Source organism: Evtepia sp., assembly GCF_056797215.1.
The window spans coordinates 1-14,926 of the sequence record NZ_JBQILM010000018.1 but is presented as its reverse complement, the minus strand read 5'-3'; the positions used below and the strand labels follow the sequence as shown (position 1 = coordinate 14,926).

The window sequence follows — 14,926 nt, the reverse complement described above, 5'->3', positions numbered from 1 at the left end:
CATGACACATCATTGAAAAAGAGGATGCAGACCGGCAGGTCCGCATCCTCTTTTTGTTTTATATCACGCACTCAAAGCAGCAGTTCCCGGTAGCTCTCCGCCTCCCGCACCTGCCCCACAGCGGACAGGGACAGCTGGTCCCAGTCAAACACTTCCTCTGCCAGGGCCAGGATATCCTCCCGGGTCACGGCGTCGTAGGCGGCGATGAGCTGTTCGGCGGAGAGGATTTCCCCGTTGAACAGCAGGGAGCGGCCGGAGTGGCTCATCCGGGACTGGGTGGACTCCATGCCCATGACCACGTTGGCCTTGGTCTGCTCCCGGACCCGGGAGAGCTCCTCCTGGGTGGGGCCGTTTTGTTTGAAGTCCCGCACCACCTGGCGGATGGTTTCCAGGGCTTTGGCCTCGGTGTCGCCGTTGAGGGCGGTATAGATGCAAAAGCAGCCGGTCTCCCGGTGGCTGGCCCCGTAGGAGTAGATGGAGTAGCACAGCCCCTGCTGCTCCCGGACGGTCTGGAACAGCCGGGAGGACACCCCGCCCCCCAGGATGGTGGAGAGCAGTTGCAGGGCAAAGCGCTTGGGGGAGCCGTAGCCCAGCCCTGGGAAGGCCATGAGCAGGTGGTTTTGCTCAATGGGCTTTTTGGTGGCCACAAAGGCGGGGCGGTACAAGGCCGTCTCCTCCTCCCTGGCCGCCCCTGGCGGAAGGACGGAAAAGCGCTGGCGCAGCTGGTCCAAGTCCTCCTGGCGGAAGCTCCCCGCCAGGGAGACCACGGTATTTTCCGCCCGATAGCTGCGCTGGTGGAAGTCCCGCAAAAAGTCCCCGGTCATGTTGGCCAAGGTCTCCTTCCGGCCCAGGATGGGCCGGGACAGGGCGCTGGGGGCATACACCGCCTGGAAGAGCTTCTCCCCGCACAGGTCGTCGGGGGTGTCCTCGTACATGTCGATTTCCTCCAAAATGACCCCCCGCTCGGTCTCCACCGCCTCCTGGGCGAAGGCGGAGTGGTAGACCATATCGTAGAGGATGTCCAGGGCCTGGGCCAAGTGGTCGTCCAGCACCCGGGCATAGAAGCAGGTGGACTCCTTGGTGGTGTAGGCGTTGATCTGTCCGCCGATGGCGTCGGTCTCCCGGGCGATGTCCGCAGCGGAGCGGCGCTGGGTGCCCTTGAAGAGCATGTGTTCAATGAAGTGGGCCGCCCCAGATTCCTGGGCCGTCTCCACCCGGGACCCGCCCTTCACCCAGATACCCAGGGAGGCAGAGCGGACGGTGGGGATGGCCTCGGTAATCAGGCGCACGCCCCCCGGCAGGGTTTCAATCGTTACCATAGTCAGCTCCTTCGCTTCTTTTCAATGGTGGTCCCCAGGGCTTTTTCGGAGATGGCGTCCAACAAAATGGCGTGCTCCATCCGCCCGTTGAGGATGGTAACCGCCCCCACCCCGTGTTCCACGGCGTGGATGCAGTTTAAGGTCTTAGGCCGCATGCCCCCGGCGATGAGGCCGCTGTCCATGAGCTCCTTGGCCCGGCTGGGGTCGATCTTGTCGATGCGGGTGGAGGGGTTCTGGCTGTCGGTGAGGATGCCGTCGGTGTCGGTGAGGAAGATGAGCTTGTCCGCCTTCAAGGCCTCGGCAACGGCCCGGGCGGCGTCGTCGGCGTTGCAGTTGAAAGCCTTCCCCGGCTCGGTGGCGCTGCCGGCAATGGGGGACACCACCGGCAAAAAGCCCCCCTCCAACAGGGTCAGCAGCAGGCGGGGGTCCACCTGGGTGATGGTGCCCACCAGGCCCAGGCTGTCGTCCTTGGACCGGGCACTGAGCAGCCCCCCGTCCCGGCCAGACACCCCGCAGGCCCGGCTGCCCACCCGGCTCAACGCCGCCACCACGGATTTGTTCACCCGGGCCGACAGCGCCAGCTCCGCAGTGTCCAGCACCGCCTGGTCGGTGTAGCGGTAGCCCTGCTGGAAGCGGCTCTCCACCCCCAGCTTGTCCAGCAGGGCGGAGATCTCCTTGCCGCCCCCGTGGACCAGGATCACCCGGACCCCCACAGATTGCAGGGCGGCCACATCCTCTAAAATGGTGTCGGTGCTCTCGGCGTCCAGGGCGGAGCCGCCGTATTTGATGACCACGGTACGGCCCTCCCAGCGGCGCAGCCGGGGGAGCACGTCCAGCAGGGAGCGGACCTTACTCATGCCGTCCATACCGTGCTGGACGTCGTACTCGTGGAGGGCCTCCTTGGCGTAGTCTACATCGGAAGGGCAGTCGATATACTCTGTGCCCCGTTTCTGCCGGGTCTCCGCCCCCTTGCCGGTGAGGAGGATCACGGTTTCCTCCCGGCTGCCCATCACGGCCTGGCGGATGGCCTCCCCCCGATCGGGGACGATGCTGTATTCCGCGTGGTGCTGGGCCTCCACATACTGGGCGATATCCTTGCAGATATCCTCCACCGGCTCCTCCCCGGCGTCCTCCTCGGTGAGGATCACCAGGTCAGAGTATTTGCCGGAAATCTCCCCCAGGTCCCGGCGGCGGTCAAAGGCCTTCTTGCCGGGGCAGCCGAACACGGTGACAATCCGCCGCCCGGGGTACTCCGCCTGGACGGACTGGAACAGGGTTTCAAAGGAGAGCTTGTTGTGGGCATAGTCCACCAGCACGCACACCTTGTCGTCGGCGTTGGCATAGACCTCCATCCGGCCGGGGACCCGGGCCTTCATCAGCCCGGCAAAGGCGTACTGCTCCGGGATGGACAGGGCCTCGCACACCGCCAAGGCCGCCAAGGCGTTCTGGACGTTGAACAGCCCCGGCATGGTCAAGCGGAACTCCCGGTTATACCGGGGGGTTTTCACCCGGAAGAGGATATCCCCTCCCTGCTTGCGCACCTGGGTGCCGAACACGGTGGCGGAGGGGTCCTTTTCGGAAAAGGTGATGATCCGGGGGCAGCTGCGCTTGGCGGCTTCCAGCACCCGGTCTGCCCGGTCGCTGTCCAGGTTCACGCAGGCGGCGGCGGACTGGGCAAAAATCCGCAGCTTGGAGGCAAAGTAGTCCTCAAAGTCCGGGTGCTCAATGGGGGAGATGTGGTCGGGGCTGATGTTCAGGAACACCGCCGCGGCGAAGTCCACATTCCGCACCCGGTCATATTTCAGGGCCTGGCTGGACACCTCCATGGTCAGATACCGCAGCTCTTCCCCCACGGCGTTGGCGAAGTGGCGTTCCAGGTCCAAGGGCTCCGGGGTGGTGAGGTGGGACTCAAAGCGCTCCACCCCGTCGTAGGTGTCGATGGAGGAGATGATGCCGCTGGCGGGGGCCTTTTGGGCGGCGAGATACTCGTCGAAGATATATTTCAGGTAGTAGGTGGTGGAGGACTTCCCCTTGGTGCCGGTGATGCCCACCACCCCCAGCTTCCCCGAGGGGTGGTTGTAATAAAAATCCGCCAGCAGGGCCATGGACAGCCGCACATCCCCCACCTGGATGCAGGGCAGCTCCACCTCTGGGTAGGGCTCCTCTGCCAGGTAGGCAAAGGCCCCCTTCTCCTGGGCGGCGCGGAGGTAGTCCACCTTAAAGTGGGCGCCCTTGCAGATGAACAGGGTGCCGGGGACCACCTCTCGTGAGTCGCAGCTCACCAGGGCCACCTCCCGTGTCAGGGGGGCGCTGGCGGCGGCGCGCAGCAGGTTCTTTTTCTGTAATAGCTGGATGTACTCACCCAGGGGATAGAGGGTTAGCTTCATGGTCAAATCCTTTCCTCGTCAGGGGGCCAGCGCTTTCCCACAGCGCAGGATGGCCTGCTGGGCCAAAACCTCCATGGCGTCGATGTAATAGGGGGGCAGCTTGGCCTGCTCCCGGTAGACGGACAGCTCCGTACAGCCCAGGATGGCGCAGCCGCAGCCCGCGTGGTGCAAAAAGCGGTCCAGGGCGGCGAATTTCGCCCCGTCCCCCGGCCTCCCGCGTTTGATATCGTCATAGATCAGGGACATCACGGTGTTTTGCAGCCCTGGGGGCGGTGTGACGGCTGTGCAGCCCACCGCCTCCAAGGCCGTTTGATACAGCCCGGTCTGGATGGTGCCGTCGGTGGCCAAAACCCCCACCCGCTCTGCCCCGGTTTCCTTCACCGCCGCCGCCGTCTCCTGGATCATGTGGAGGATGGGCACCGGGGTCTCCTTTTGGAGCCGGGGGACGAAGTAGTGGGAGGTATTGCAGGGGATGGCAATCAGCGTGCAGCCCGCCGCCGTCAAGAGCTGGATGCCCCGGAGCAGGGCGTCATACACCGGCCCCTCCTGTCCGCTGAGAATCCCGGCGGTGCGGTCGGGGATGGCGGCGTCGCTCCACAGCAGCAGGCGCAGGTGGTCCTGGTCCCGCTGGGCATCGGTGCGGGCAATGATGCGCTGGTAAAAGGTATTGCTGGCCTGGGGGCCCATACCGCCCAGGATGCCTAGGATGTGGTTGCTCTGTGTCATAGCTGTGCCCTCAACACTTCGGCTGATAATACTGCTTGTATTTTACAAAATGCCCCAGCAGGTTTTTGGTCATCCGCAGGCGGCGGGGGAGGGCCTTGTCGGCGTGGTAGAACAGGGGGGTACTCTCCCGCCCTTCCGCCATGCGCTGTTTCATCTCCCCGTGGTATTCCGAGACGATGTAGCGGAAGGCCACCTTCCGGGGTACCACCCGCCACAGGCTGGGGTTCTTGGCCAGGGTGAAGGGCAATTCCTTCCCCTCCACCCGGTCCTCCACCAGGAGCTTGGCGATGTTATACCCCGCCCCGGTGACATAGTAGTTGCTGCGCCCCTGGCGGCAGTTGATTTCAAAGGCCTTGAACTTCCCGTCCCGCTGGTCGTACTTGATGTCGAAGTTGGAGAAGCCGGTGTAGTGGATGTCCTCCAAAAAGCCCTTGAACTTCATGCACAGCGCTTCGTTCTCCTCGGTGAGGATCACCGCGTGGTTGCCGATGCCGTGGGGGGTGTGCTCCTCCAGGAGCACGTGGCCCAGGCACATGAGCTTTACCTTCCCGTTGCGGTCGGAGTAGCAGGTGAGCACCCGCATAAAGCTGTCGTCCCCGGGGACGAAGTCCTGGATAATCATGGTGTCGGGATACCCGGCGGCGTAGACCTTGTCCAGCACCTGTTCCAGGCTCTCCCGGTCGGGGCAGGTGAACACCTTCTCGTTGCCCGGGAAGGGGTGTGCCCAGTAGGCCACCCCGTTGGAGGGCTTACAGATGAAGGGGGGCTGGAAGGGCAGGGTGAAGTCGTGGCCCATGTCCCGGTGGTAGACGAAGGTGCCCGGGTGGTCGATGCCGTACTGGTCGCAGAGGCGGTAAAACTGGGCCTTGTCGGTGAGGCGGTTGATCTCCTCCCCGCTCACCGTGGCCACGATGCAGGGTTCCGGCAGGCTGTCCTTGTTCTCCGCCGCCAGCTTCACATAGCTGTCGCCGCAGCCGATGACCAAAATGGTCTTGCCGGGATGCTCCCCCACCACCGTGGCCACGTTTTGGCGAAAGCTCTCCGCGTCCTCATTGGTGGGGCAGGGGCGGTAGTCGATGATGTCCGAGCCGTAGGCGGGGCCGGAGGGGTAGTAGCCATAGGCAATGGACTTCACCCCATAGGCCTCGTGAAAGGCGCGGGCCACGCTGTATACATTGATATCCCCGCCGAACAGCAGGGGCTGGAAGCTGGCCATGAATGAGCCCTCCTCAGTGTTTCTATATTTTCATACCATTATGCGCCAGTTCCACCCTGGGCGCAACAGAAAGTTTTCGATCTTCGCTCCAAATTTGCATTTCCCCCATTTTCCAAGACAGAAAATGGGGGAGACGGGGCATGTTTATCCGCGGACCCTGCCCACCTGATACACGCCGTTGATCTGGTTGAGCTTGTTCATGATGGTGGTAATCTCGCTCTGGGTGCGCACCTCCACCACCACCCGGATTTTGGCATAACCGTCGGGCAGGGAGGCGGCGGAGAAGTTCAGGGCGTTGATCTTCCCTGACGCCAGCACGGCGGCGGCATCCATGGCCAGGCCAGGCCGGTCCTTGGCGATGAGCTCCACGGCGGTCTTGTAGGTGTTCTGGCTCTCGGCGTCCCAGCCTACGCTGACCCAGCGGTCCTTTTCCGCCGCCCGGTTCATGCCCAGCTGGGCGTTGGGGCAGTCCCGGCGGTGGACGGAGACCCCATAGCCCCGGGTGATGAAGCCCACAATGTCGTCCCCGGGCACCGGGGTGCAGCACTTGGCGAACTTCACCATGCACTCGGTCATGTCCGACACCACCACCCCGGAGACGGCGTGCTTATGCCCGCCGCCGCTCCTGGCCACCCCGGCGGCGTTGCTCACCGCCAGCTCGGCAAATTTCTTCTGCTGCTCCTCCTGCTGGGCGGCCCGCTCGGCGGCCAGGCGTTCCGCCTGCTGGCGGTCCTGGTGGACCAATTCCTCCCGGGTACGGTTGGCGCACTTCTGGGCGGAGGCCCCGCCATAGCCGATGGCGGCGTACATCTCTTCCAGGCTGTTGAAGCGCACCTTTTCCAGGATGTGGGGGAGCATGTGGTCGGAGGTGATGGCGGCGATGGAGAAGCCCAGGTGCTTGAGTTCATTCTCGAACATAGACCGCCCGGCGGCCACGTTTTCCTCCCGCTTCTCCCGCTTGAACCACTGGCGGATTTTGGAGCGGGCCTGGGTGCTCTTGGCCAGGTTCATCCAGTCCCGGCTGGGGCCCTTGGCGTTTTTGGAGGTGATGACCTCCACGATCTCCCCGGACTTGAGCTGGTAGTCAAAGCCCACGATGCGCCCGTTGACCTTGGCCCCGGTCATGGAGTTGCCCACGGCGGAGTGGATGGCATAGGCGAAGTCGATGGGGGTGGCCCCGGCGGGGAGGTTGATGACATCTGCGTTGGGGGTAAAGACGAACACCTCGTCGGCGAAGAGGTCCACCTTCAGGTTGCGGATATACTCCTCGGCGCCGGTGTCCTGCTGGGTCTCGATGAGGCGGCGGATCCAGGCAAAGGTCTCCTCGGTGCCCAGCTCCTTGCCCTTGAGGCCCTGTTTATACTTCCAGTGGGCGGCCACGCCATACTCCGCCATGTGGTGCATCTCCCAGGTGCGGATCTGCACCTCAAAGGGGATGCCCTCGCTGCCAATGACGGTGGTGTGGAGGGACTGGTAGCCGTTGGGCTTGGGGGTGCCGATATAGTCCTTGAACCGCCCTGGCACCACCTTATACATGTCGTGGATACAGCCCAAAACGCTGTAGCAGGAGGCGATATCGTCCACAATCACCCGGAAGGCGTAGAGGTCGAAAATCTCGCTGAGCTTCTTGTTCTGGGCATAGGTTTTCCGGTAGATGGAATAGACGTGCTTCACCCGGCCATAGACGGTGCAGTGGATGCCCTCCTTTGCCAGCCGGGTCTGGATGGAGGCCTGGATGCGCTCCATAAAGGCGGCGTTGGTCTCCGCCTGGCTTTGCAGCTCCTGGTCGATCTCCTGGTAGGCGATGGGGTCCAGGTATTTTAGGGAGAGGTCCTCCATCTCCCACTTCATCCGCTGCATCCCCAGCCGGTGGGCGATGGGGGCATAGATCTCCAAGGTCTCCAAGGATTTCTCCCGCTGCTTGCGCTCAGACTGGAACTCCAAGGTGCGGGTATTGTGGACTCGGTCGCAGATTTTGATGAGCACCACCCGCACGTCCTTGGGCATGGCCATGAGCATTTTCCGCAGGTTTTCCATCTGCTTCTCTTCCGTGGAGGTATACTTCACCCGGGTCAGCTTGGTGACCCCCTCCACCAGGTCTGCCACCGTGGGGGAGAACAGCCGGGCCACGTCCTCGTGGGTGGCGTCGGTGTCCTCAATGGTGTCGTGGAGCAGGGCGGCCATGATAGAGTCCGCGTCCAGCCCCAGCTCCGCCACCAGATGGGCCACCTCCATGGGGTGGGTGATATAGGGGGAGCCATCCTTGCGCAGCTGCCCCTCGTGGTGGCTCCGGGCGTATTCGTAGGCGGCCCGGACACGGGCCCGGTCCTCCGGGGTGGTGGATTTCATCTTCTCTTCCAGTTCTTCAAACCGCAGTTCCAAAGGCTCACGCACAGTCAAGGCCCCTCTCTGTTTGTATTGTGCCCCGGCGGCCTGCCGGGATAGGTTGGTTCTCATTGTGCCGGGAAACCGGCTTTAGGAAAAGACCCGGCTCTCCTGGGGCAGGGCCCCCCGCTCCCGCTCCGGGGTCTCCCCCCAGGCGATGCCTTGGAGCTTGCGGATGATGGGGGCCTGGAACAGGTCCACCTTCCCCTTCCCCCGGCGTTGGCGCAGGCGGATGTGAAGGCTGCCGTCTGTCCGCCCCTCCTGCTTCAAAAGGCCCAATTCCTCCATCACGTCCAGGCAAATCCGGGTGCGCAGGGCGGACTCTGGCAGGTCGGCCTCCTGGGCCACCTGCTGGGCCAGCCGGGTGGGGGTGGCGGTGACCTCCCCGTTGCGGTGGTAGAGGAAGCGCCACACCCCGGCGAACTCCTCCCGCTGGGGGATCATCCGCCGGGCCTGGGCGGGGGCGAGGCCCTCCCCCCGGCAAAAGCGCTCGTAGAGCTGCCCCTCCTGTTCCTGGGCCGCCGTCACCGTGGGGCGCAGGTCCACCAGGTGGAGCTGCACCGACCGGGAGCCGCGATACTCGTTGATCTGGGGGTAAAAGGCCACGTCGGCCCGGTCCCCCACCATCAGCCCCGACTGCTCCCGGGTGACGGAGAAAAAGATCATGTCCATGGTCTTGCCGTCCCGGGTGGCCCGCATCTTCAAGTGCCGGCCGCCCCCCACGTCAGACAGGCAGGTGACGGTTACCCCCATCAGGGCAAACACCGGCCGGGGGTTCCCGGCCCCGCAGGGCTCCAACAGGTCCAGCTGTTCCACGGCTTCCAGGGTGAGCACCCCGGCGCTTTCCAGCTCCCCGTCGATTTGGAGGGTGGGGACCATCTTCTCCCCCCCGGTATCCGCCCGGACCAGCTCTGTCATCCGCGCCCGGAAGGCCGCCACGTTCTCCTCCTTGATGGTGAAGCCCGCGGCCAGGGCGTGGCCGCCGTAGCCCTCCAACAGGTCCGCGCACTGCTCCAAGGCACAGAAGAGGTTCACCCCCCCATAGGAGCGGCAGGAGCCCTTCCCCTTGCCGTCCTCCTGGAGGCAGATCATCAGCACCGGGCAGGCGAAGCGCTCACTGAGCCGGGAGGCCACAATGCCCACCACCCCCTGGTGCCAGCGGTGGTCCGCCAACACCAGGCAGTCGTAGGTCTTGCCCTCGTCCAACTGTTCCAGGCACTGGGTAAAAATCTCCTGCTCCACCGCCTGGCGGTGGCGGTTGAGCTCACACAGCTCCACCGCCAGGGCCATGGCCTGGGCGCTGTCCTCGGTGAGCACCAGCTCCGCCGCCGTGGTGGCACGGCCCATGCGCCCGGCGGCGTTGATCCGGGGGGAGAGGCAGAAGCCGATGGCCGTGGCGTTTAGGGGGCGGTTCAGGGTCCCCGCCTCCTGCATCAGGGCCCGCAGGCCCCGGCGGCGGGTCTTTTTCAGGTGCCGCAGGCCCACCCGCACAATGGTGCGGTTTTCCCCCACCAGCTCCATCACGTCAGCCACGGTGCCCACGGCGGCCAGGTCGGCGTATTCCATAAACAGATTGTGGGCCCGGCTGGCGCCCCCCAGGGCCATCACCAGCTTCAGGGCCACCCCCACCCCCGCCAGGTTCTTGAAGGGGTAGGGGCAGTCCTTCCGGTGGGGGTCCACCACCGCCACGGCGGGGGGCAGGACTTCCTTGCACTCATGGTGGTCGGTGACGATCAGGTCCATGCCCAGCTGGGCGGCGTAGGCGGTTTCCTCCACGGCGGTGATGCCGCAGTCCACGGTAATCACCAGCCGGACCCCCTCCTGGGCCAATTTCTCCACCGCCCCCTGGTTCACCCCATAGCCCTCTTCCAGGCGGTTGGGGATGTAATAGATCACGTCCCCCCCCTGGCTGCGCAGGTAGTGGGTGAGCAGGGTGGTGGCGGTGATGCCGTCCACGTCGTAGTCGCCATACACAGCGATACGCTCCCCATTGCGCAGGGCCCGGGAGATGCGGGCCACGGCCAAGTCCATATCCTTCATCAGAAAGGGGTCCTGGAGCTGGCTCTCGGCGCAGGACAGCAGCGCCCGGGCCTCCTGGGCGGAGGTGACCCCCCGGGCGCACAATGCCGCCGCCACCAGGGCGGGGACACCCTCGCGGCGCAGCTTCTCATAGCTGCCTTCCGGCCTGCCTGTAAGGTTCCAGCGCTGATACTTCATGACTTGCCTTCCTCTGTTTGTGTTGATCTTATCTGTATATATCCCTGCAAGAGCTTATACAGTGATAAATCTTATCACAAAACCGCCCCTATCACAAGAGATAGCGGCGGTTTTTTTCTGGTTTTTTCTTCCTGGGGGCCAGGGGCCCTCATCCCCCGGTCCGGGCGGCGTAGTAGTCCCCCCGGAGCAGGGCGTTGTTCAGGTTGATGAGCCAGGCGATCTCTGCCCGGCGGTGGGCGTTGCCATCGTCGTCGCTGCTGCTGTCCCAATAGGTCTCCCCATCGTACCAGCTGCCGTCCTCGAAGAACACATAGCCTCCCTGGTCCCCCAAGGCGTCGTGGCCCACCAGGAAGGCCCCCTGGGTGTCCAGGCCGAAGAGGTTGGCCAGGGTGGGCAGGATATCCACGCTGCCGGTCACCTTCTCCACGTCCATAGGCTCCTGGCCCTGGGCGTAGATGAAAAACTCTGTGTGGCGGATGAGGTTCATGTTGTCCACGCCCTTCATCTCCATGATGAGGGCATCGTTTTGGAGGTAGTAGTTATAGTGGTCGGTGTAGAACACCACCACGGTGTCCTCCAAATGGCCGCTCTCTTCCAGCTTTTCCATGAGCGCCCCCACAAAGAGGTCTGTCTCCATGGCCCCCGCCACGGCGTTGGGGAAGAAGCCCTCCTGGTTCTTGGCAATCCTCTGGGCCTCCGGATGGGCCAGGTACACGGGGGTGTCGGGGCCGTAGTTGCCGTGGGGGGAGAAGGTGATTACGGTGGAGAAGAAGGGCTCCTCCTTCACCATCTCCTCAAAGCCGTTGATGAGGTAGCGGTCCATAGACGTCTCCTCCATGCCCATGTCCGCGCCGCTGGTGTAGCTCTCATACCCCAGGTTGGGATGGATGGCCCCCCGGCTGTAGATGTCCCCGCCGCTGTTGTGGAAGGAGCGGGCGGTGTACCCGGCACCGCCGAAGAGCTTGGGCAGGGCGTAGGGGAAGCTGTTGCGCTCGTAGACATAGGTGGGGATGCCCCCGGTGGCGGGGAGCAGGGAGGTGTGGACCTGGAACTCGGTGTTAAAGGTCCCGGCGGCGATGTAGGAGGGGGTGTAGTGTTTGTTGAAGCGGATGGACTGCTCCTTCACCCGGGAGAGGTTGGGCATGTAGTCCGGGTCCAGCATCCAGGTATCCAAGGCCTCCAACTGCACCAGGATGAGGTTTTTCCCGGCAAAGCGGCCGGTGAAGTCGTTGTCCTGCTCCGTCTTCTCATAGGCGCTGATGTACTGGTCAATCTGCTGCCGCTCCGCCGGGCTCACCCTCCCCCCGGGGAAGAACAGCAGCCAGAAGTCCCGCACGGAGTATTGATACACCCCGCTGAGCAGGACGCAGTTGGTGGTGTCGGTGAAGTTCTGGTAGGTCAGGGCGGGGAGGGTCTCCTCCTCCGTGCGCCAGATCACCTCGTCTACCGTGGGGTAGTAGTGGTGGCTGGTGTAGCCCACCAGCCCCACCCCCAGCAGGAATGCCGCCACGCCGCCCAGTACCGTCTCCCGGCGCAGCTTGGGGGGCACCACTTGGAGGAGGCGGCCGGAGGTCATCATCAGCAGCACCGTCACCGCGGCCCCCAGGACCACCCGCCAATCCAGGTGGATATAGGAGGCGTCAAAAAACTCGGCAGTCCCGGCGTATTTCAGCACAGAGAAGGAGAAGAAGCGGCCAAACATATTCATAAAGCCGCTGTGGGTGACGCAAATGCTCACAAAGGTCACCAGAGGCACACAGCGCACGAACCACTTGGGCACCGTGGGCAGGGCAAACACCAGGCCGGAGAAGATCAGCGCCCAGCCCAGGGTGAAGAGGCTGGCGGGCAGATAGCCCAGCCCCACCATCCCCGCGTCCCGGTAGGCCCCCCGGACGGCGAAGTCCAGGACCAGGTAGGCCAGGAAGAAGGGGATAATATATAGGTAGGGCAGGGGTCCGGGGACGGACCGGCTGTAGAGCTTGGCTTTGGCGAAACAGCGGCCAAAGGAGAGCCCCTGTTCCTTTCCCTCTGGTTTTGGGGTTTTATGAGACATAACTCGTTCCTTCTCTAACATCAAATCCCAGGCTTAGTACGCCATTTTCTGGCGCAGGTAGTCCTTCAATTCCGCGATGGGGATACGCACCTGATCCATGGTGTCCCGGTCCCGGACGGTGACGCAGTGGTCGGCCTCCTCGGTGTCGCTGCCCACGGTCTGGAAGTCCACGGTGACGCAGAAGGGGGTGCCGATCTCGTCCTGGCGGCGGTAGCGCTTGCCGATGGAGCCGGCGTCGTCATAGTCCACCATGAACTCCTTGGAAAGCTCTGCCTGAAGCGCCTGGGCCTTCTCCCCCAGCTTCTTGCTCAGGGGCAGCACGGCGCACTTGAAGGGGGCCAGGGCGGGGTGCAGGTGGAGCACGGTGCGGATGTCGTCCTTGCCGTTCTTGTCCTGCCCCACCACTTCCTCGTCGTAGGCGTCGATGAGGAAGGCCAGGGTCACCCGGTCCGCCCCCAGGGAGGGCTCGATGACGAAGGGGATGTAGTGCTCCCCGCTCTCCTGGTCGAAATAGGTCTGGTCCTTGCCGGAGGTGGTTTGATGGGCGGTGAGGTCGTAGCTGGTGCGGCTGGCCACGCCCCACAGCTCCCCCCAATCGGTGAAGGGGAAGGCGTATTCAAAGTCGGTGGTGGCGTTGGAGTAGTGGGAGAGCTCGGCGGCCTCGTGGTCCCGCAGGCGCAGGTTCTTCTCCTGCATCCCCAGCTCGTCCAGCCACTTTTTGCAAAAGTCCTTCCAATAGTTGAACCATTCCAGCTCCGTGCCGGGCTTGCAGAAGAATTCCAGCTCCATTTGCTCAAACTCCCGGGTGCGGAAGGTGAAGTTGCCGGGGGTGATCTCGTTGCGGAAGCTCTTGCCGATCTGGCACACGCCAAAGGGCAGCTTCTTCCGGGTGGTGCGCTGGACGTTCTGGAAGTTGACAAAAATACCCTGGGCGGTCTCCGGACGCAGGTACACGGTGTTCTTGGCGTCCTCGGTGACCCCCTGGAAGGTCTTGAACATCAGGTTAAACTGGCGGATATCCGTCCAGTTGTGCTTGCCGCAGGAGGGGCAGCAGATGTTGTGCTGGTCAATGAAGTCCTTCATCTCGCTCTGGGAGAGGGCGTCCACGGACTTGCCCAGGTCAAAGCTGTTGTCCTGGCACCACTCCTCAATGACCTTGTCCGCCCGGAAGCGCTCCTTGCACTCCTTGCAGTCCATCAGGGGGTCAGAAAAGCCCCCCACGTGGCCGGAGGCCACCCAAACCTGGGGGTTCATCAGGATGGCGGCGTCCAGCCCCACGTTGTAGGGGTTCTCCTGGACGAACTTCTTCCACCAGGCCTTTTTCACGTTGTTTTTCAGCTCCACACCCAGGGGGCCGTAGTCCCAGGTGTTGGCCAGGCCGCCGTAGATCTCGCTGCCGGGGAACACAAAGCCCCGGCCCTTGCACAGGGCAACGATCTTCTCCATGGTCTTTTCGCTGTTGGCTAGCATGTATATGATCTCCTCTCTCTCCGGCGCTGGGCCGGTTGTACACGATGGTAAACTATATATTGGGCCGCCGGGGACGGGTGCCTTGCCCTTGGCTTCATAGAGCCATAATAGATTTATTATATATAAATTTCACCCGCTGTCAAGGGCCCATCCTGAAAAACGCCCCTGACCCAAACTGGGTCAGGGGCTGTCTTTATCCAACGCCATCAAGCATACTGCCGGGCTGCTGCTCCGGCACCATCCCCGCCAGCCAGCTCCGGTATTCCGCCAAGTCCTGGTTCCAGCCCTGGTAGGCCGCCTCCCCCCGGCGGTCGGGGAGGTCGTAGTGGTCCAGCAGATAGGCCCCCAGCCAGTGGCTGACCTTCTGCATCCCCCAGTAGTTCACATGGTACATGTTGGCCATGTCCTGGCTATAGTCCAGGCCCAGGTCCTGGTACATCATGTTCACAAAGGGCACCCCCCAGTCCTGGGCGTAGCCCCCCACGGCGTTGACCATCTGCTGGCGGCCCAACTCGTCCTCCTCCGGGGTGGTGAAGGGCACGGCGGTGAGAAGGAGCTCCACCCCCTCCTCCCGGCACAGGTCCACAATCCGTTTCAAATACTCCACCGCCACCTCTGGCGGCTGGATGGTCTCCTGCTCCGGCACCACCGTCCAACCCGCATAGGGCTGGTAGGTGGAGAACAACAGCTCCGTGCCCTTGTGGCGCACCACCGGCTCCTGGACCTCCTCCTGGAAGAGCTCCTTCCAGCGGGTGTGGTAGGTTATCAGGTCGATGAGGTATTCCGGCTGCCGCTCCCGCTCCACCAGGTCGAAAATGGCCTGGTACTTGGGCAGGCCGAAGCGCATACAGTCCAGGTTGTAGTGGAGGGCGGCCTCTGTCTCATACAGGCAGTCCTGGACGATTTTGTAGATGTCCAGCACAATCACCTTGGGGGTCTGGAACCGCAGGGCCTCCTTCACCGCATAGTAGGTCATGGGCAGCACCTGGCTGTTCTGGGCAAAGTTGTTGGACACCAAGCCGTACTCCTCCCACAGCTCCAAGGGGGACACGGCGTTGAGCATGTGGGAGGAGCCCATAAAGAGCACGTCAATGGAGTGTTTCGGCTCGTCATACAGCCCGATGGCCGCCGCGGTATACTGGTTGCCCCGCAT

The 14,926-nt window shown here is 63.4% G+C and carries 9 protein-coding genes; all 9 read right to left on the bottom strand.

The window, feature by feature from the left end; all coding sequences use genetic code 11:
• Nucleotides 1–71: 71 nt before the first annotated feature.
• The gene (locus ACTOZL_RS05435; RefSeq protein WP_482477136.1) at nucleotides 72–1,319 is read right to left on the bottom strand and encodes a M16 family metallopeptidase; all 1,248 of its coding nucleotides are present in this window, start codon (nucleotides 1,317–1,319) and stop codon (nucleotides 72–74) included.
• A 2-nt stretch (nucleotides 1,320–1,321) separates the two neighbouring features.
• Nucleotides 1,322–3,706: an acetylglutamate kinase gene (gene argB / locus ACTOZL_RS05430; protein ID WP_482477173.1), complete on the bottom strand. Its 2,385-nt coding sequence runs from the start codon at nucleotides 3,704–3,706 to the stop codon at nucleotides 1,322–1,324.
• 18 nt (nucleotides 3,707–3,724) lie between these two features.
• A complete protein-coding gene (cuyB, locus tag ACTOZL_RS05425) occupies nucleotides 3,725–4,432 on the bottom strand; it encodes a cysteate racemase (protein WP_482477135.1) in 708 nt (235 codons plus the stop codon).
• 10 nt (nucleotides 4,433–4,442) lie between these two features.
• Nucleotides 4,443–5,648, bottom strand: coding sequence for a carboxylate--amine ligase (locus ACTOZL_RS05420; RefSeq protein ID WP_482477134.1), 1,206 nt, complete (start codon nucleotides 5,646–5,648; stop codon nucleotides 4,443–4,445).
• A 144-nt stretch (nucleotides 5,649–5,792) separates the two neighbouring features.
• Nucleotides 5,793–7,997 carry a RelA/SpoT family protein gene (locus tag ACTOZL_RS05415; protein WP_482477171.1) on the bottom strand — a complete coding sequence of 735 codons (2,205 nt, stop codon included), beginning with the start codon at nucleotides 7,995–7,997 and terminating at the stop codon, nucleotides 5,793–5,795.
• A gap of 126 nt (nucleotides 7,998–8,123) precedes the next feature.
• Nucleotides 8,124–10,250: a single-stranded-DNA-specific exonuclease RecJ gene (gene recJ, locus ACTOZL_RS05410; protein WP_482477133.1), complete on the bottom strand. Its 2,127-nt coding sequence runs from the start codon at nucleotides 10,248–10,250 to the stop codon at nucleotides 8,124–8,126.
• A gap of 148 nt (nucleotides 10,251–10,398) precedes the next feature.
• Nucleotides 10,399–12,303, bottom strand: coding sequence for an LTA synthase family protein (locus ACTOZL_RS05405; protein ID WP_482477132.1), 1,905 nt, complete (start codon nucleotides 12,301–12,303; stop codon nucleotides 10,399–10,401).
• A 33-nt stretch (nucleotides 12,304–12,336) separates the two neighbouring features.
• On the bottom strand, nucleotides 12,337–13,773 hold the full coding sequence (locus ACTOZL_RS05400) for a glycine--tRNA ligase (protein ID WP_482477131.1): 1,437 nt from the start codon (nucleotides 13,771–13,773) through the stop codon (nucleotides 12,337–12,339).
• Between the two features lie 193 nt (nucleotides 13,774–13,966).
• Nucleotides 13,967–14,926 (bottom strand): apurinic/apyrimidinic endonuclease family protein (locus tag ACTOZL_RS05395; protein ID WP_482477130.1); only part of this gene is annotated, 960 nt, incomplete at its 5' end.